The sequence below is a fragment of the Halomonas sp. PAMB 3264 genome (genome assembly GCF_031954245.1).
GTDB lineage: Bacteria > Pseudomonadota > Gammaproteobacteria > Pseudomonadales > Halomonadaceae > Vreelandella.
The window spans coordinates 587,295-604,422 of sequence record NZ_CP134866.1 but is presented as its reverse complement, the minus strand read 5'-3'; the positions used below and the strand labels follow the sequence as shown (position 1 = coordinate 604,422).

At 63.7% G+C, this 17,128-nt stretch carries 12 protein-coding genes; 2 read left to right on the top strand and 10 right to left on the bottom strand.

Features of this window, described 5'->3' with window-relative positions; genetic code table 11:
• Nucleotides 1–134: 134 nt before the first annotated feature.
• Nucleotides 135–1,226 carry a metal-dependent hydrolase gene (locus tag RN347_RS02780; RefSeq protein ID WP_311960052.1) on the top strand — a complete coding sequence of 364 codons (1,092 nt, stop codon included), beginning with the start codon at nt 135–137 and terminating at the stop codon, nt 1,224–1,226.
• Here RN347_RS02780 and RN347_RS02775 read toward each other — a convergent pair.
• The 7 genes from RN347_RS02775 to rho form a co-directional block, all read right to left on the bottom strand.
• Nucleotides 1,223–1,942 (bottom strand): MliC family protein, encoded by a 720-nt coding sequence (locus tag RN347_RS02775; RefSeq protein ID WP_311960050.1) that lies wholly within the window; start codon nt 1,940–1,942, stop codon nt 1,223–1,225. The two genes, RN347_RS02780 and RN347_RS02775, sit on opposite strands and share 4 nt — an antisense overlap.
• Nucleotides 1,943–2,035: 93 nt before the next feature.
• Complete coding sequence (locus RN347_RS02770) at nt 2,036–2,542, bottom strand: DUF3087 family protein (RefSeq protein ID WP_311960047.1); 507 nt, start codon at nt 2,540–2,542, stop codon at nt 2,036–2,038.
• A 120-nt stretch (nt 2,543–2,662) separates the two neighbouring features.
• Nucleotides 2,663–3,781, bottom strand: coding sequence for a beta-propeller fold lactonase family protein (locus tag RN347_RS02765; RefSeq protein WP_311960044.1), 1,119 nt, complete (start codon nt 3,779–3,781; stop codon nt 2,663–2,665).
• Between the two features lie 209 nt (nt 3,782–3,990).
• A complete protein-coding gene (locus RN347_RS02760) occupies nt 3,991–5,055 on the bottom strand; it encodes a 3-deoxy-7-phosphoheptulonate synthase (RefSeq protein ID WP_311960042.1) in 1,065 nt (354 codons plus the stop codon).
• Nucleotides 5,056–5,565: 510 nt separating this feature from the next.
• Complete coding sequence (locus RN347_RS02755) at nt 5,566–6,357, bottom strand: NAD(P)H-flavin reductase (protein WP_263585164.1); 792 nt, start codon at nt 6,355–6,357, stop codon at nt 5,566–5,568.
• A gap of 76 nt (nt 6,358–6,433) precedes the next feature.
• On the bottom strand, nt 6,434–7,927 hold the full coding sequence (gene ubiD, locus RN347_RS02750) for a 4-hydroxy-3-polyprenylbenzoate decarboxylase (RefSeq protein WP_311960040.1): 1,494 nt from the start codon (nt 7,925–7,927) through the stop codon (nt 6,434–6,436).
• A gap of 69 nt (nt 7,928–7,996) precedes the next feature.
• On the bottom strand, nt 7,997–9,256 hold the full coding sequence (gene rho / locus RN347_RS02745) for a transcription termination factor Rho (protein ID WP_252109522.1): 1,260 nt from the start codon (nt 9,254–9,256) through the stop codon (nt 7,997–7,999).
• 451 nt (nt 9,257–9,707) lie between these two features.
• Between rho and ppx the strand changes: the two genes are divergently transcribed.
• Nucleotides 9,708–11,243, top strand: a complete 1,536-nt coding sequence (gene ppx, locus RN347_RS02740) for an exopolyphosphatase (protein WP_263585166.1) — start codon at nt 9,708–9,710, stop codon at nt 11,241–11,243.
• Here the strand turns inward: ppx and tilS are convergent.
• The 3 genes from tilS to dnaE form a co-directional block, all read right to left on the bottom strand.
• The gene (tilS, locus tag RN347_RS02735; RefSeq protein WP_311960037.1) at nt 11,229–12,542 is read right to left on the bottom strand and encodes a tRNA lysidine(34) synthetase TilS; all 1,314 of its coding nucleotides are present in this window, start codon (nt 12,540–12,542) and stop codon (nt 11,229–11,231) included. The two genes, ppx and tilS, sit on opposite strands and share 15 nt — an antisense overlap.
• Nucleotides 12,523–13,479 (bottom strand): acetyl-CoA carboxylase carboxyltransferase subunit alpha, encoded by a 957-nt coding sequence (locus RN347_RS02730; protein WP_263585168.1) that lies wholly within the window; start codon nt 13,477–13,479, stop codon nt 12,523–12,525. Before RN347_RS02730 ends, tilS begins: the two co-directional genes overlap by 20 nt.
• Nucleotides 13,480–13,598: 119 nt before the next feature.
• A complete protein-coding gene (dnaE, locus tag RN347_RS02725; protein WP_311960035.1) occupies nt 13,599–17,108 on the bottom strand; it encodes a DNA polymerase III subunit alpha in 3,510 nt (1,169 codons plus the stop codon).
• Nucleotides 17,109–17,128: the final 20 nt, after the last annotated feature.

The following is a 17,128-nucleotide window of genomic DNA, read 5'->3' as shown; positions in this document are numbered from 1 at the left end:
GCGGCACCGCGCTTTTCCTTGAGCGCGCATCATGCAAACGCCTCTCAAAAGAAGAAACCGTGCGGCGCATCGGCGCGGTGCTAAGCTTAAGCTTTTTTTAACCAGCCTTTCTCGAAGGCCATAAAGGAAACCCCGTGGATTCGATTACGCAGGCGGCGCTGGGCGCCGCAGTGGGCGGCGCCGTCATGGGCCGACGCCTTGGTCGCAAGGCGGTGGTGGTCGGCGCGCTGTTGGGCACCCTGCCGGATTTGGACGTTGCGCTGGACTACGGCGATGCAATCGCCAACGTCACCGAGCACCGGGGGTTCAGCCACTCGCTGTTCGTGCTGACGGGCCTGGGGACACTGCTCGCCCTTTTGAGCCGTTACGCGCTTGCGGGCCGAGCATCCCTTGCCCGCTGGTGGTGTTTTTTCACATTGATCTTGATCACTCACCCGCTGCTCGACTCGCTCACCACCTACGGCACGCAGCTGCTCTGGCCTCTGGATACGCCGCCCGTCGCCTGGCCGGTCGTGTTCATCATCGACCCGCTTTACAGCCTGGCGCTGTTGGGCGGCCTCGTCGCCGCCTGCGTCTCGCGCCGCGTGGTGCACTACTGCGCGCTTGGCCTTGCGCTGTCGTGTGCCTATCTGCTGATGGCGGCGGGCATGAAGTGGTCGGTCGAGATACGCCTGGCACCAGCGCTCGAGGCGCGCGGGCTCGATGCTGCGCCGCTGATCGTCCAACCCACGCCGTTCAACATTCTGCTGTGGCGCGCCACGGCCGTCGAGGGAGAGCGCTACTTTGAAGGACTGGTCAGCGTGTTCGACGACGACAGCGCCCCGCGCCTCGAGGCGTTCCAGCGCCAGCGCGAACCGCTGGAGCCAGTAGCGCTGTCCGGCCCACTTGGCCAGCGCTTGACCTGGTTCAGCGGCGCGTTTCTGCGTTATGAGATTGAGTCGGTCGACGGCGTCGAAACGCTCGTCGCCACCGACCTGCGGCTGGGCTTTCCAGGCTTTCACCCGTTCACTTTCACTCTGGCCACGCGCGAGGACGGCGAGTGGCAGGCCGTGGCTGAAAGCGAGCAGCGCCCCTCACAGCGTGGACTCAATGCACAGACGCTGTCACACCTCGTTGCCCGCATTGCAGGCAACCAGGGGGCGCTGTGCGCCAGCGATTTCATCGAGCAAAGCTGGCGCGTTCCCGTGGAACGCTACGCCTGCCGGCCCGATGGCCTGACGGATTAGTCCGGCGCGATGCCCTGGCCGCAGCCGCTATACTGCTCGCCCTGGTAGGTGAGGGTCACGCGGGCCGGGTACGGTGCACGGCTTGTCTTGTCAAAACAGGCGCCGGCGTCGATGCGCACGCGGAAAAACGGCGCCACGTCGGCGCTTTCCAGCACCACCCGGCCGGCGTCGTTATCCAGCGTGCTGATCATGTAGGTCAGCCGCTCTGGCGGATTATCGCCGGCTTGAACGGTCAGGGTTGGCGTATCGTGGGCAAGCGTGAGCGCCCAGGCCGGCGCCGTCCCAACGGCCTTGAACATCACGCCGGGGTTGTCGGCCCGAGTCATCGCCCGGCGCTCGCCACCGGCGCTGCAGGCGAGCTGGCCGCGGGGCGTTTCGACCCGCGCGGTGTCGCCGCGCTCCCAAAAACTGATTTCACCATCTTGATAGCGCGCGCCGCTGGCTACCACCGCCTGAGGCAGCCGCCAGGCCCCGTGCAGCGACCAGAGCCGGAGCACCTGGTCGTTGTCCGCGCTGATCAAATCCTGATGGGCGGGCTGGCAGTGCCAGGCCCGGAAGCGCTCGGCGCTGCCGGGGAAAAGCGACGACGGCAGCAGCGGTGCGGAATTGTTGGCCACCGGGCGCGGCGGCTGGCTGTCCGGCGACGTCGCACAGCCGACGAGCCACAGCCCCAGGCAAGCGGCGCCAAGCGCCTTGAGCGGTGTTGAATCGAGCATTGAAGTTCCCTGTAACGCCTTTTTAGGAAGGGCTAATTTTATCAGGATCGGCGTTTAAAAGGGCGGATGAAAAAAGGGTTCATCCTGAAGAGACTAGCGGCGCGTGAATGCGCTCAAATCGTGGGGGTCGAAGACCGTCACGCGATCCGGTAGCGCCAGCGCCTGGCGGCGTTCCAGTACGCGCTCTTTTTGTGCCACGCGCGCAGGATCCGGCGCTTTGCCGTTGAGTGCGGCCACCTGATCCACGCCTTCGTGGTAGAAACTTAAAACATCGAGAGCGGCGCGATTGTCCTCATCGACCGCACGCTCGAGCGACGCCTGGTAGCCCTGAATACGCGAAAGATGATTTTTAAGCTGCCAGACGTAGCTGATTTCGCCCATCCACGGCCGCTCCTTGAGACCCGCAAAGAGCGCGCTGGTAGCCAAAAGCCCCAGCGCGATTCCCAAACCGTGAGCCCAAAGGCTACTTTCCATCACCGAGCTCAACAGCAGCGAAAACAGCATACTGAAAATAATCAGTTGGCCGACCATCATGACGCTGATCATGCGCGCCTTGCGCCGGTAGCGGTTTGGGTCTTGCGCTTGCAGGGTAAAGGCCATGCCTTGTCTCCGTTAAATAGCCACTATCATAAGAGAGTGGCCACGGCATACAAGTCATGGCGTGATCTTCTTTTTTGGGGTGATTCAACCGACACCCGTTCATCGATCGTGACGGCCGCCCTATCCCTCGAAGGAAACGATCTCGACCCAGTTGGCATTCTTACCGGCGGGCGCGTCATCGATACGGGTGAGCTCGCCATTTTCAGGGTCTATCCGGTACAGGCCGACGCGGTCGTCACGCTGACCGGTGACGACCATGTAGCGCCCCGTCTCATCGATCTGGAAGCCGCGCGGCTGACTCTCTACCTCGAGATAATTCAGGTAGGTGAGTTCGCCGGTATCGGGGTTAGCTTCGAACGTACTGATAACGCTGCTGGTTCGCTCAGACGTATAGACGTAGCGCCCGTCCGGTGTGACCTGAATATCGGCTGCCCATATACGCGGCGTATCATCGCCCTCGGGTATCGCTTCACGCGCCATGCCCTGGTCGAGGTTCAGCGACTCGACAATACCCGGCTCGTCCGATACCTGGGTCAGCGTGCCGTTGCTGGCATCGAACGCGTAGGTCGTGACGGCCCCCGAAAATTCGCCGAGCAGGTAGACGTAGCGGCCATTGGGAGAAAAGACGAAATGACGCGGGCCGGTATCGTCCGGCGTACCGGCGGCGTCTGGGTCGTTCGACTCCAGCCGTCCGGTCTCGGCGTCAAAGCGAAATTGCGCGAGCCGGTCATCCCCCAGGTTGGAGGCAAAGGCGTAGCGGTTGTCCGGCGAGGCGTGGATCGCGTGCGCATTGCGGCCGGTTTCGACGGTTTGCTGAGCGTCTCCTACGACGCCGTTTTCATCGATGGGGCTGACACTAACGAGGTTGTCGGAATAGGACGCGGAAAACAGATAGGCCCCGCTCTGGTCCGACTCGATATAGGGCATGCTGGCGGGCAGGGAGCCGCTACCCTGCTGGCTCAGCGCTCCCGTCTCCCTGTCGATTCGATACGTCAGCACTCGGAAAGGCTCGCTGCGCACGGAGGCGTACAGGTAGTGCCGGTCGGGGCTGACCGCCATGGGCATGACGCCTTCGCCGGCGGTGGTCGTCTCCAGTGGTTCCAGCGTACCCGCCGCGCGGTCCAGGATATAGCTTGTAATCGCACCGTCATCGGCATTGGAAACGTAGACGTAGGTGTTCGCCTGAGCCGTCAGGCCTGTTCCGAGAAGTGTCGCGCCCATTAGAAATATCCCTGCCATTCTGGTTGTCTGGTGCATGATGGGTATCGATTCCTGATCCTTCGAGAAAAACGTATGACATCGTACATCCTGTTCAATGTAATACGTTTCCACTACCCAACAACTAGACCAATGGCGTACTGCCGGTCTCAAACGGACGAAGAAGTAGCCACCGCGCTGATCCGCGTCGAACACGAAGCGAATCAGGCGAGTCCCGGAGCATCAAGGCGTCAAGCTAGCCGCTCGGCGGCGGTTTTCAACAGGTGCTCGGTGGTGTCCCAGCCCACGCAGGCGTCGGTAATCGAGACGCCATAGCGCATCGCGCCGGGGTTTAGCGCCTGTTTGCCTTCGAACAGGTGGCTTTCGAGCATCAGTGCGACCAGGTTCGCCTCGCCCGCGCGGCGCTGGTCGAGAACGTCGAGCATCACCTCGCTCTGGCGGCGGTGATCCTTGCGCGCGTTCGCGTGGCTGCAGTCGACCATCAGGCGCGGGTTCTGCCCCGCCGCCTGCAGGGTCTGGATCGCCTGGCGCACGTGGTGGGACTGGTAGTTGGGTTCACCGTGGCCGCCGCGCAGCACCACGTGCGTATGTGGGTTGCCGGCGCTTTGACGCATGATCGGGCGGCCCTGCGCATTCTGGGCGAAGCGCTGGTGCGGGTGGGCAGCGGCCTGCATGGCGTCGATCGCCACCTGTACGTCGCCGCTGGTCGCATTTTTAAAGCCCACCGCAGCGCGCAAGTCACTGGCAAGCTCGCGGTGAAGCTGACACTCGGTAGTGCGCGCGCCGATCGCCACCCAGCTCAACAGATCTTCCAGGTACGGCGCGAGCATCGGCTGCAAAAGCTCGGTGGCCACCGGAAGGCCCCGGGAGGCCACAGCGTGCATCAGCTCCCGCGAGCGGGTCACCCCTTTCGCCATGTCGCCGGCGCCGTTCAAATCCGGGTCGTAGGCCAGGCCCTTCCAGCCCACGGTGGTGCGCGGCTTCTCGACGTAAACACGCATTACCGGCAGCACGCGCTCGCTGAGCTCGTCGCCGAGCGCGGCGAGGCGGTCGGCGTACTCGAGCGCGGCATCCGGGTCGTGGATCGAGCAGGGCCCAACCACCACCAGCAGGCGGGAATCCTCGCCGGTCAGGATGCGCTGCACCGCCTGGCGCTGGCGATCGAGGCGGCTTTCGAGTGCGGCATCGACGTGGATGCGCTCCAAAAGCTCGCCGGGCAGCGGCAAGGGCGTAGCGCCTTTCTCGGTGGTGGTGGCGGGCTGGGCAGTACGGGTCGTCGTTACTGGGGCGTTCATGGCGTTATCTCACGGTCAAGGGACATCGGTCATTCAGGGTGCCACCCAAACGGGCCCGGTCGGAGGTGGCTACCTGCACCGACCGCGCGCCGCTAAATCGCCAGGCCTGGTAATTACCCGAATAGAGAGCGATAAAAGCGTTGCGGTAAGCGGTCATGGTGTCTCTCCTTGAAACGTTACGTGAATCCGGTTTTATAACCGTATAAAAACGCAAAAGCCCCGGCGGGTGTCCCGCCGGGGCTTTTGCTGTCGGCAGGCACCCTGGAAGGTGTGCCTGCTGGGTTGGCTAGTCGCGAGCCCAGGGCACACCGGATCCAAACCAATAAAAGCCATAGCCCAACGCGCACGCGAAAACGCCCGCCGCGCGAGGCAGCGAAAGCGTTATCAGTGAGCGAGGCGATAGCGTCATGGTGTTATCCGGTGTGTTATTCAATGGGCGAACCAGCGTTATGGCTTTATCCTGCCTGCCAAAACCGTCAATGGCAATACTCTTTACGCATCGAATGTCGTTTAGCTCGTCGGGCGCGGGGCGTAGGCGAACACGTCCGAGTAGAGCCTCTCCGGCCGGGCGCCATGAGCCTCGAGCACGTCGACGCAGGCGTAGACCATGCCCGGCGAGCCGGAAAGATAGATATCGCACTCGTTGACCGCCACCGGTTCATTTTCGATGGCCAGGGTCGGCAGCGCACGCTCGAGCACCTCGGTGATACGCCCCTGAAAGTGGGCGATGCGCGGCGCGTTAGTCAGCGGTTTTTCGAGCTCGAGTTCGGTGACCGCGTGAAAATGAACGTTGTCGAAACGCGCCGCCCAATCGCTGGCAAGGTGTTCGGCGTAAAGGTCTCGATGCTCGCGGGCCGCCCACCAGATGAACACGGCGCGCCCCGGCTGCTCGTCGAGCACCGCCTCGACGATCGCTTTCATCTGGGCGAATCCGGTACCGGCGGCGATCAACAACAGCGCGCGCTCGCTTTGCACGTCGAGCACGCACTCGCCGCCGGGCAGGCGGATGGTGAGCTCGCCGGAGAGCGTCAGCAGTTCGCGCAGTCGGGCGGAGTTCTCCCGCTCCGGGCGGTGCTGGATGTGCAGCTCGATCACGCCGTCGCCGCGCCCATGGCTGGCAATGGAGAACGGCACCCAGGTGGACGCGTCGAGCTTGAGCTCGAGGTACTGGCCCGGCAGGTGACTGATCGCGTCCGGGTCGCCCTCCAGCGTCACCCCGAGTACGTCCGGGTTGAGCGCTCGAACGTCGGTGATCCGGCAGATGATCGCTTCCCGCGTGGGGGTCTGGGTGCTCGTGCTCATGACAGCCTCTTTTGAAAACTCAACGCTTTTAAATCTGGCGCTTTTAAAACCTTGCATAAAACCCTGAAACGCTCGCTTAGCCGTGGCGCGAGGGCGGGCGCTCGATACCGATCCCCAGCGACTCCCAGCGCTCGTCGACCCGAGTCTTCACCGCGTCATCCATGACGATGGGCGTGCCCCACTCGCGGTCGGTCTCGCCGGGCCACTTGTTGGTGGCGTCGAGGCCCATCTTGGAGCCGAGCCCGGAGACCGGCGAGGCGAAATCCAGGTAGTCGATCGGCGTATTCTCGACCATGACCGTATCGCGGGCCGGGTCCATGCGCGTGGTGATCGCCCACATCACGTCTTCCCAGTTGCGCGCGTCCACGTCGTCGTCGAGCACGATCACGAACTTGGTGTACATGAACTGGCGCAGAAAGCTCCATACCCCCATCATTACGCGCTTGGCGTGGCCGGGGTACTGCTTTTTCATGGTCACCACCGCCATGCGGTAGGAGCACCCTTCCGGCGGCAGGTAGAAGTCGACGATTTCGGGAAACTGCTTGTGCAGGATGGGCACGAACACTTCGTTGAGCGCCACACCCAGGATCGCCGGCTCGTCCGGCGGCCGGCCGGTGTAGGTCGAGTGATAGATCGCATCGCGTCTTTGGGTCATGCGCGTCACGGTGAAGACCGGGAAGGTATCCACTTCGTTGTAGTAGCCGGTGTGATCGCCATAGGGGCCTTCCGGCGCCATGTCGTCCGGGTAGATGAAGCCTTCGAGGATGATCTCGGCAGAGGCCGGTACCTCGAGGTCCGCGTGATGACACGCCACGAGCTCGGTGCGCGAGCCGCGAAGCAATCCGGCGAAGGCATACTCGGAGAGCGAATCCGGAATCGGCGTCACCGCGCCCAGAATGGTCGCCGGGTCGGCGCCGAGCGCCACGGCCACCGGGAAAGGCTCGCCGGGGTGCTCCTTCTGGAACTCCTGAAAATCGAGCGCGCCGCCGCGATGCGACAGCCAGCGCATGATCAGCCGGTTCTTGCCGATCTTCTGCTGGCGGTAGATACCCAGGTTCTGACGCTTCTTGTGCGGCCCGCGGGTGATGACCAGCGGCCAGGTGACCAAAGGGGCGGCGTCGCCGGGCCAGCAGTGCTGGATCGGAAGCCGGTTCAGATCGACCTCGTCGCCTTCGAACACGACCTCCTGCACCGGGGCGCGCTTGACGCTTTTCGGCCCCATGCTCAGCACCTGCTTGAAGATGGGCAGCTTCTCCCAGGCGTCCTTCAGGCCCTTGGGCGGGTCCGGCTCTTTCAAAAACGCCAGCAGCTTGCCGACTTCGCGCAGCGCCTCGACGGACTCCTGGCCCATGCCCAGCGCCACCCGGGTGGGAGTGCCGAACAGGTTGCCCAGAAGCGGCATATCGTGGCCCTTGACGTTCTCGAACAAAAGCGCCGGGCCGCCGGCACGCAGGGTGCGATCGCAGATTTCGGTGATCTCCAGGTACGGGTCCACCTCGACCGTTACCCGCTTGAGCTCACCGCGCGCTTCGAGTGCCTTGATGAAATCGCGCAAGTCGTTATATTTCAAAACCTTCCCCCGAAGTATCGCCTTGACAGGCTATCGCCTTACCGGACCGGTGCGCCTAGCGAGGTGCGCCTAGCGACGCTTCATCGCTTCGAAAAACTCGATGTTGGTCTTGGTATCCTTCAAGCGATCGATCAAAAACTCCGTGGCGGCGGTGTCTTCCATCGGGTTCAAAAGCTTGCGAAGAATCCACATGCGCTGCATTTCGTCTTCCGAGGCCAAAAGGTCCTCGCGACGCGTGCCGCTGCGGCGAATGTTGATCGCCGGGAAAACGCGCTTTTCGGCCAGCTTGCGGTCGAGGTGCGCTTCCATGTTGCCGGTGCCCTTGAACTCTTCGAAGATGACTTCATCCATCTTGGAGCCGGTATCGACCAGAGCTGTGGCGATGATGGTGAGGCTGCCGCCCTCTTCGATGTTACGCGCGGCACCAAAAAAGCGCTTGGGCTTCTCCAGGGCGTGAGCGTCGACACCGCCGGTCAGCACCTTGCCGGAGCTCGGCACCACGGTGTTGTAGGCGCGCGCCAGGCGGGTGATGGAATCGAGCAGAATCACCACGTCCTTTTTGTGCTCGACCAGACGCTTGGCCTTTTCGATCACCATTTCGGCGACCTGCACGTGGCGCGCTGGCGGCTCATCGAAGGTGGAGGCAACCACTTCGCCGCGCACGGTGCGCGCCATTTCGGTCACTTCTTCCGGGCGCTCGTCGATCAACAGCACGATCAGATGACACTCGGGGCTGTTGCGCGTGATCGAGGTGGCGATGTTTTGCAGCATCAGCGTCTTACCGGCTTTCGGCGGCGACACCAGAAGGCCCCGCTGCCCCTTGCCGATCGGCGCGGTCAAATCGATGATGCGCGCGGTCAGATCTTCGGTCGAGCCGTTGCCGATCTCCATGCGCAGCCGATCGTTGGGAAACAGCGGCGTCAGGTTCTCGAAGAGAATCTTGTGCTTGGCGTTTTCCGGGCGATCGAAATTGATCTGACTGACTTTCAACAGCGCGAAGTAGCGCTCGCCCTCTTTGGGCGGGCGAATCTTGCCGGAGATCGAGTCGCCCTTACGCAGGTTGAAGCGACGAATCTGTGACGGCGACACGTAGATGTCGTCCGGCCCGGCGAGATAGGAGCTGTCGGCGCTTCTTAGAAAGCCAAAGCCGTCCTGGAGAATTTCCAGCACACCGTCGCCGTAGATATCCTCACCGCTCTTGGCGTGCTTTTTGAGGATAGCGAATATGATGTCCTGCTTGCGCGAGCGAGCCAGGTTGTCGATCCCCATTTCGCGGGCGATATCGAGCAGCTCGGGAACGGATTTTTGCTTGAGTTCAGTGAGATTCATCGGTGTGTAAGAACGTTGCTCATGAAAGCCAGGCGCCGGGCGCCGGGAATAAGACAGGAGGCGTAGTGAGTCCGCCCAGTGGTGCGTTCAGGTCCCGCTAGACAAGTCAAACGGCGGCGAACCCGGCTTTCTATAGCGCAGGGGCTGCTTGACTCGAAGGTTCGTGGAAGCTGCTTTGTGATCCGCTCAAGGAGTGGGCGGTATCAACGGGTTCTGACGACTTGGAAATCAGGCCAGTTGGAAGTTTCCGAGTGGACGTGAGGCGACGCTGGTCGAGTCACTCCTGCCGATTCGCCGTGCGTTTGGATCAACGCATCGAGACCGACAGGCCAGCCGGGAGCAGGCCAGTAGCTCGATGGTAGTCAAGCGCCGGCCTAAACGCAAGCCCCGAGCAATTGACAACGGCTGGCCGGCGACGCAACCTTGCCTTAGCCCATTGGAAGGAACGCCCATGTTACAGGACACCCCGCTCGCCGAGCCCGATGCCTCCCCCGCCGCGGAGGGCTCGCAGCCGACCCGGCTCGCCGCCATCGACCTTGGTTCGAACAGCTTCCACCTGCTGGTGGCCAACTACGTCAACGAGCGCCTTCAGGTGGTCGCACGGCTAGGCGAAAAGGTTCAGCTGGCAGCGGGGCTCGACGATAACGGCTATCTCGAAGAGGCGGCCATGCAGCGCGCGCTCGAGTGTTTGGCCCGCTTCGCCCCCTTTCTTAGCGACATCGACGCCGCCAATCTGCGCATCGTCGGTACCAACGCGCTGCGCGACGCCCATAACAGCCAGGATTTCATCGATCAGGCCGAAGCACAGCTTGGCCACGCCATCGAAATCATCGCCGGGCGCGAAGAGGCGCGCCTGATCTATTTGGGCGCGGCCCACGCGCTGGCAGAAAACGGTCGCCGGCTGATCGTCGATATCGGGGGCGGCTCCACCGAGCTGATCATCGGCGAGGCGTTTGAGCCCAAAGCCCTCGAAAGCCTGCGCATGGGCTGTGTGACCTACACGAGCCGCTACTTTCCCGACGGCGAGTTGTCCGAGAAGCGCATGCGCCGCGCCGAGCTCGCCGCACTTTCCGAGCTCGCCAACATTCAGCGCCCCTATCAAAAGCTCGGCTGGGATGACCCGGTGGGCTCGAGCGGCACCATCAAGGCCGCCGCCAGCGTGCTCCATGCCTACGGCGATACGCCGCAGGAGGGCATGATCACCCGCGCGGGGCTCAGGAAGCTGCGCGACCGGCTAATCAAGTGCAAAAGTCTCGATAAGGTCGTCCTCGATGGTCTCAAAGAGGATCGCGCCCGGGTTTTCCCCGCCGGCATCGCGATCCTGAGCGCGATTTTCGAAGCCTTCGATCTAAAAGAGATGCGCTTTGCCGACGGTGCGCTGCGCGAGGGCGTGCTGTTCGACATGGCCGGGCGCAACACCGCCGAGGACATTCGCGCCAGCACGCTTGCCAACCTGCAGCAGATCTACGATGTCGATGTGCGCCAGGCCGATAACGTGGCCCATACCGCGCGGGCGCTGTTCGAACAGGTGAGCCGCGCCTGGCGGCTCACCCCGGAGCAGGGCCATTTTCTGGAGTGGGCGTGTCTGGTGCACGAGATCGGCCTTGCGATCTCTCACAGCCAGTTTCATCGTCACGGCGCGTATTTGCTCGAACACTCGGATCTGGCCGGCTTTTCGCGCCCGGAGCAGCAGCTTCTGGCGCAGCTCGTTCGCGCCCACCGGCGCAAGTTTCCGGTCAAGGAGTGGCAGTCGCTGCCCGCGGCGCAGCGCGACGCCTGTACCAAGCTTGCGCGCCTTTTGCGCCTGGCGGTACTACTCAACCACTCGCGCCCGGAAGAGCCGCCGGCCACGCCGACTATCACGGCAAGCGAGCAGACACTGACCGTGACGCTGCCGGCAAGCGACGAGCCGACGCTGTTAAGCACTGATCTCGAGCAGGAGCAGGCCGCGCTTCAGGCCGCCGGATTCTCGCTAAAGCTCATTTAGCGCGATCAACGTGACATCGCGGGCCTGGAACAGCACCCGGTCAGGCGTGACCCGGTCTGGCGTGACCCGGTCAGGCCCGGCGAGTGCGGCCAGACAGCGCTCTCCCTCCATCACCACGATCACGCCCTCGCGCCGCCAGGGCGGAAGCCCCGCCTCCTGCAGCAGGCGCTTGAGATCGCGCCGCCCGCGCCCGGCCAGATCGATCACCTCGCCACCCCGGCGAAAGCGCAGCGTCACCTGCCGCGCCGGGCAGAGTTTGAGCCCAAGAGGCCCCAGCGGCGTGGCGATCCCCTCTTCACCGTTCCAACTCGCCTGCCACGCCGGCAGCGCCTGGCGCGGCGCCATTAGATAGAGCCCGCCGCGCCAGCGCCGCGCCTCGGCCCCGGGCCAGCGCAGATGAACCCGGGCATCGTCGGCCGCGCCGAGCTGCTCGAGCAGGCTCTCCAGCCGCGCTGCCGGCGGCGTGGGAAGCTCGAGCGTTTGGCACAGCGTGCGGATCAATAGCCGCTGGCGGGCGGGAGAGTGCGCGCGAAGCCCCTCGACCTCGAGACAGCCCGGCCCGCGGGAGAGCGCTTCAAGATCCTGCACGGCGTAGTCAAAAAGCAGTGCGTCGGCCTCGCCGGCAAGCCGCGCGCTGCGCGCCAGCATCCTGGGGCCGCTCGCGCCAAGCGCCGGCAGTACGCGGTGGCGTAGCCGGTTGCGCAAAAGCGCAAGATCGTCGTTGGTCGGGTCGTCATACCAGTCAAGCGAGCGCGCCCAGGCGGCGGCTTCGAGCTCGGCACGCGGCCGCTCGAGCCAGGGGCGCACCAGCGTACGGCCCCGCCACTGGCGTCTTTCGGGCATGCCCGCCAGCCCCCGCACGCCGCTGCCTCTGAGCGCGCCGAGCAGAAAGGTTTCGGCCTGATCGTTCTGGTGCTGGGCGAGCCACAGCGTATCGCCCTGTGGGACGTGGGTCTCAAACGCCCGGTAGCGGGCGGCGCGGGCAGCGGCTTCCAGGCCCTCGCCGTTGAGCGCGACGTCCACATGGGCCACCTCCAACGCCACGCCGAGCGACTCACACAGCGTGCGGCAGTGAACCTCGAAATCCCTGGCGGCGGCCTGCAGGCCGTGGTTGACGTGAAGCGCCGCAAGCTCTCGCCCGGCGCGCTGACATACGTCGGCGGCCAGGGCGAGCAGCAGCGTGGAGTCGAGCCCGCCGGAGAGCGCCACCCAAACAGAGCGCCCCGGCGCGGTGTGCGCCAGGGCGTCGGTCAACAGCCGTTCAAGCGGGGTAAGCGGCTCAGGCGGCCGGGGCGCCATAGCTCATGAGGCGCTCATAGCGGCGCGCAAGCAGCGTATCGGTATCCAGCCGCTCAAGGCGCTCGAGGCTATCACTCAGCGCCTGCTTGATGCGCTCGGCGGTAGTGGCCGGGTGGCGGTGGGCACCGCCCAGCGGCTCCTTGATCAGCTCGTCGACGAAACCGAGCTCCTTCAAGCGCTCGGCGGTAATGCCCATCGCCTGGGCGGCCTCGGAGGCCTTCTCGGCGCTTTTCCAGAGAATCGAGGCGCAACCTTCCGGCGAGATCACCGAATAGGTGGAGTACTGCAGCATGTGCAGCTCATCGCATACGCCGATCGCCAGCGCCCCGCCGGAGCCGCCCTCGCCTACCACGGTGGAGATGATCGGCGTTTTCAGCCGCGACATCACCGCCAGGTTATAGGCGATCGCCTCGGATTGGCCGCGCTCTTCGGCGTCGATACCCGGGTAGGCGCCGGGGGTGTCGATGAAGGTCAGCACCGGCATCTTGAAGCGCTCGGCCATCTCCATCAGTCGGCACGCCTTGCGGTAGCCTTCCGGGCGCGGCATACCGAAGTTGCGGCGCACCTTCTCTTTTACGTCGCGGCCTTTTTGATGGCCGATCACCATCACCGGGGCATCATTGAGACGCGCCACGCCGCCGACCAGCGCGGCGTCGTCGGCAAAGTTGCGATCGCCGTGGAGCTCGTCGAAGTCGGTAAAGATGGAGGCAAAGTAGTCCAGCGGATAGGGGCGCTGCGGATGGCGCGAAATCTGCGACACCTGCCAGGGCGTCAAATCCTTGAAGATCGACTCGGTCAGCTTGCGGCTTTTCTCTTCGAGCCGGGTAATTTCGTCGGAAAGATTGACTTGGTTGTCGGAGCTTACCAAGCGCAGCTCCTCAATTTTTGCCTGAAGCTCTGCTATGGGCTGTTCAAAATCGAGATAGTTGGGATTCATCGGCTCTGCCTGTAAGCGTCCTGTGAAAAGAAGCTTGAGTGAAAATGTCGTGATGAAAATATCGTCAAACGTGCATTATCGCACCTGGGCCGGCGCGCGCAAGGCGCGCGCGCCAAACGCTAGCGGTAGCGCAGCTGGATACCGACCTGGCCTTCGACGTCGCGAAGCGTCTGCAGCAGGTCGTCGCTGGGCGTCACACTCCAGCTTTCGTCGAGCGAAAGCCACCCGGTGGCCTCTTCATGGCGGTAGTGCAGATGCACCGGAAGCCCGGCCTCGTCGCGATACGGGCTCAGGCAGTCACGCAGACTCTCGACCAGCCGACCGTTGATTTTGCTCGCGTCCAGCGCGATCTCCACGCCCTGGCCGTACTTGAGTCTGGCCGCCACCATCGGCGTGACCTCCTTGCCGCGAAGCTTGAGCCCACCGGAGAAGTCATCACTCGAGACATCGCCTTCGACGATCAACACCTGCCCGTCGAGGCTTTGGCCTCGAAGCTGCTCGAACAGTTCGCCAAAGATCGAGGCCTCGATACGCCCGGTACGGTCATCGAGGGTGACGAAGGCCATGGTGTCGCCGCGTTTGGACTTCATGGTACGCATCGCTACCACCAGCCCCGCCACCCGCTGCGGCTCCCAGGAGGGCTTGAGCTCGCTGATGCGCGTGGAGACGAAGCGCTTGAGCTCGCGCTCGTACTCGTCGATCGGATGACCGGTGAGGTAGAGCCCAAGGGTATCCTTCTCGCCGGCCAGGCGCTCGCGATCCGACCACTCCCGGGCGTGGCGGTACTCGGTGTAGACGTCACTCGCCTCTTGTTCCTCGGCCGGGGCGAAGGCGTCGCCGAACATGTCGAGCATCCCCAGGTTCTGGTTGGCGTGGCTCTGCGCCGCCGCCTTGAGCGCGTCCTCCATGGCGGCGAACAGCACCGCCCGGTTGGGGCCGAGGTTATCGAGGGCCCCGGAGCGAATCAGCGCCTCGAGGGTGCGCTTGTTCATGCGTTTGGGGTCGATGCGCCGGCAGAAGTCGAACAGATCCTTGAACGGTCCGCCCTCCTCACGCGCGGCGACGATCGCCCCGATCGGGCCTTCGCCCACGCCGCGAATCGCCCCGAGCCCGTAGACCACGCGGGCCTCCACATCGACGGTGAACTTGTAGCCGCCCACGTTGACGTCCGGCGGCGTCACGGTGAGCTTGAGATTGCGACACTCCTCGATCAGCGGCACCACCTTATCGAGGTTGTCCATCTCGGTGGACATGACCGCGGCCATGAACGGCCCCGGGTAGTGCGCCTTGAGCCACGCGGTCTGGTAGGAGACCAGCGCGTAGGCGGCGGAGTGCGACTTGTTGAAGCCGTAGCCGGCGAACTTCTCCACCAGGTCGAAGATGTTGCCCGCCAGATCCTTGTCGATGCCGTTGGCCGCGCACCCTTCCATGAAGCCGGCGCGCTGCTTGGCCATCTCCTCGGGCTTTTTCTTGCCCATCGCCCGGCGCAGCATGTCGGCCTGACCGAGGCTATAGCCGGCCATCACCTGGGCGATCTGCATCACCTGCTCCTGATACAGGATGATGCCGTAGGTGGGCGAAAGCACCGGTTTCAACAGCTCGTGCTGGTAATCCGGGTGTGGATAAGAGACTTCCGCGCGGCCGTGTTTACGGTTGATGAAATCGTCGACCATGCCGGATTGCAAAGGCCCTGGCCGGAACAGCGCCACCAGGGCGATCATGTCGTCGAGCGAATCCGGCAAGAGCCGCTTGATCAGCTCCTTCATGCCGCGGGATTCGAGCTGGAATACCGCCGTGGTCTCGGCGCGCTTGAGCATTTCAAACGTCTTGCCGTCATCGAGCGGAATGGCGTCGATGTTGAGAGCCCCTTGGCCGGCGGCGTCGCGCACCTTGTCGACCATCTCCAGCGCCCAGTCGATGATCGTCAGCGTTCGAAGGCCCAGAAAGTCGAATTTGACCAGCCCCGCCTCCTCGATATCGTTCTTGTCGAACTGCACCACCAGCCCCGAGCCGTCCTCGTCGCACAGAAGCGGCGAGAAGTCGGTGAGTTTGGTCGGGGCGATGACCACGCCGCCGGCGTGCTTGCCGGTACCGCGGGTGGTGCCCTCGAGCTTGAGCGCCATCTCCCAGATCTCTTCGGCTTCCTCGTCGGTGTCGATGAACTCCTTGAGCGCCGGTTCCTGCTCGATCGCCTTGCCAAGCGTCATGCCGACTTCAAAGGGGATGAGCTTGGAGAGCTTGTCACCAAGCGAGTAGGGCCGGCCCTGGGCGCGGGCGACATCGCGCACCACCGCCTTGGCGGCCATGGTGCCGAAGGTGACGATCTGGGACACGGCGTTGCGCCCGTAGCGGTCCGCCACGTACTCGATCACCCGGTCGCGCTTCTCCATGCAGAAGTCGACGTCGAAGTCGGGCATCGAGACCCGCTCCGGGTTCAAGAAGCGCTCGAACAGCAGATCGTAGCCAATGGGGTCGAGATCGGTGATCTTCTGCGCATAGGCCACCAAGGAGCCTGCACCGGAGCCGCGCCCCGGCCCAACCGGCACGTCGTTGTCCTTGGCCCACTGGATGAAGTCCATCACGATCAAAAAGTAGCCGGGAAAACCCATCTGGATGATGACGTTGAGCTCGAACTCCAACCGCTCACGGTAGCGCGCATCGATCGCTTTATACTCGTCGCTGTCACGCGGGTAGCGATCCACCGGGAACAGAAAGTCGAGGCGCTCGGTCAGTCCGTCGTGGGAGACCTTTCTGAAGAACTCGTCCTGGGTCATACCCTCGGGAATGCCGAACTCGGGCAGGAATATCTCGCCCAGACGTACGTCGACGCTGCAGCGCCGAGCGATCATCACGCTGTTCTCGAGCGCCTCAGGGATGTCCGAGAACAGCTCCGCCATCTCTTCCGGGCTTTTAAGATACTGCTCCTCGGTATAGCGCCGTTCGCGGCGGGGGTCGTTGAGTGCCTTGCCCTCGCCGATCGCTACCCGCGTCTCGTGCGCCCAGAAGTCGTCGCGCTCCAGAAAGCGCACGTCGTTGGTCGCGACCACGGGGGTGCCGGTCTCGACGGCAAGCGCAACGCTTTGGTGAACGCAGGCTTCTTCCAGCGAGCGCCCGGTGCGGATCAGCTCGAGATAAAAGCGGTCGGGAAACGCCGACTGCCACTCCTCTAAAAGCGCCCGCGCCTCGCGCTCGTGATCGCTCAACAGGTGGCGACCGATATCGCCTTCACGCCCGCCGGAGAGCGCGATCAGTCCTTCGCTCTGCGCGAGCACCCAACGCTTGTCGAGAATCGCGCGGCCCTGGCGTTGGCCGTCGCTCCAGCCCTTCGAGATCAGCTCGGTGAGGTTGCGATAGCCGACGTCGTTCATCGCCAACAGCGTAATGCGGTACGGGTGCGCCTCGTCATGCGGGTTGGCAAGCCACAGGTCACTGCCGATGATCGGCTTGAGCCCCGCCCCCTGGGCGGCCTTGTAGAACTTCACCAGCCCGAACAGGTTCGTCTCGTCGGTCAGCGCCAGCGCCGGCATGGCGCGGGCAGCGGTGGTACTGACCAGCGACTTGAGCTTTACCAGGCCGTCGACCAGGGAGTATTCGCTGTGCACCCGAAGATGAACGAAGGGAGACGTCATAAGAGGTTCACCACTAGATA

Excerpts from the sequence above, each read along its gene's own strand:
- RN347_RS02755 (WP_263585164.1), bottom strand. The coding sequence starts at position 6,357 with ATGAGCACGAGCACCCAGACCCCCACGCGGGAAGCGATCATCTGCCGG.
- rho (WP_252109522.1), bottom strand. The coding sequence starts at position 9,256 with ATGAATCTCACTGAACTCAAGCAAAAATCCGTTCCCGAGCTGCTCGAT.
- RN347_RS02760 (WP_311960042.1), bottom strand. The coding sequence starts at position 5,055 with ATGAACGCCCCAGTAACGACGACCCGTACTGCCCAGCCCGCCACCACC.
- ppx (WP_263585166.1), top strand. The coding sequence starts at position 9,708 with ATGTTACAGGACACCCCGCTCGCCGAGCCCGATGCCTCCCCCGCCGCG.
- dnaE (WP_311960035.1), bottom strand. The coding sequence starts at position 17,108 with ATGACGTCTCCCTTCGTTCATCTTCGGGTGCACAGCGAATACTCCCTG.
- RN347_RS02775 (WP_311960050.1), bottom strand. The coding sequence starts at position 1,942 with ATGCTCGATTCAACACCGCTCAAGGCGCTTGGCGCCGCTTGCCTGGGG.
- RN347_RS02765 (WP_311960044.1), bottom strand. The coding sequence starts at position 3,781 with ATGGCAGGGATATTTCTAATGGGCGCGACACTTCTCGGAACAGGCCTG.
- RN347_RS02730 (WP_263585168.1), bottom strand. The coding sequence starts at position 13,479 with ATGAATCCCAACTATCTCGATTTTGAACAGCCCATAGCAGAGCTTCAG.
- tilS (WP_311960037.1), bottom strand. The coding sequence starts at position 12,542 with ATGGCGCCCCGGCCGCCTGAGCCGCTTACCCCGCTTGAACGGCTGTTG.
- RN347_RS02770 (WP_311960047.1), bottom strand. The coding sequence starts at position 2,542 with ATGGCCTTTACCCTGCAAGCGCAAGACCCAAACCGCTACCGGCGCAAG.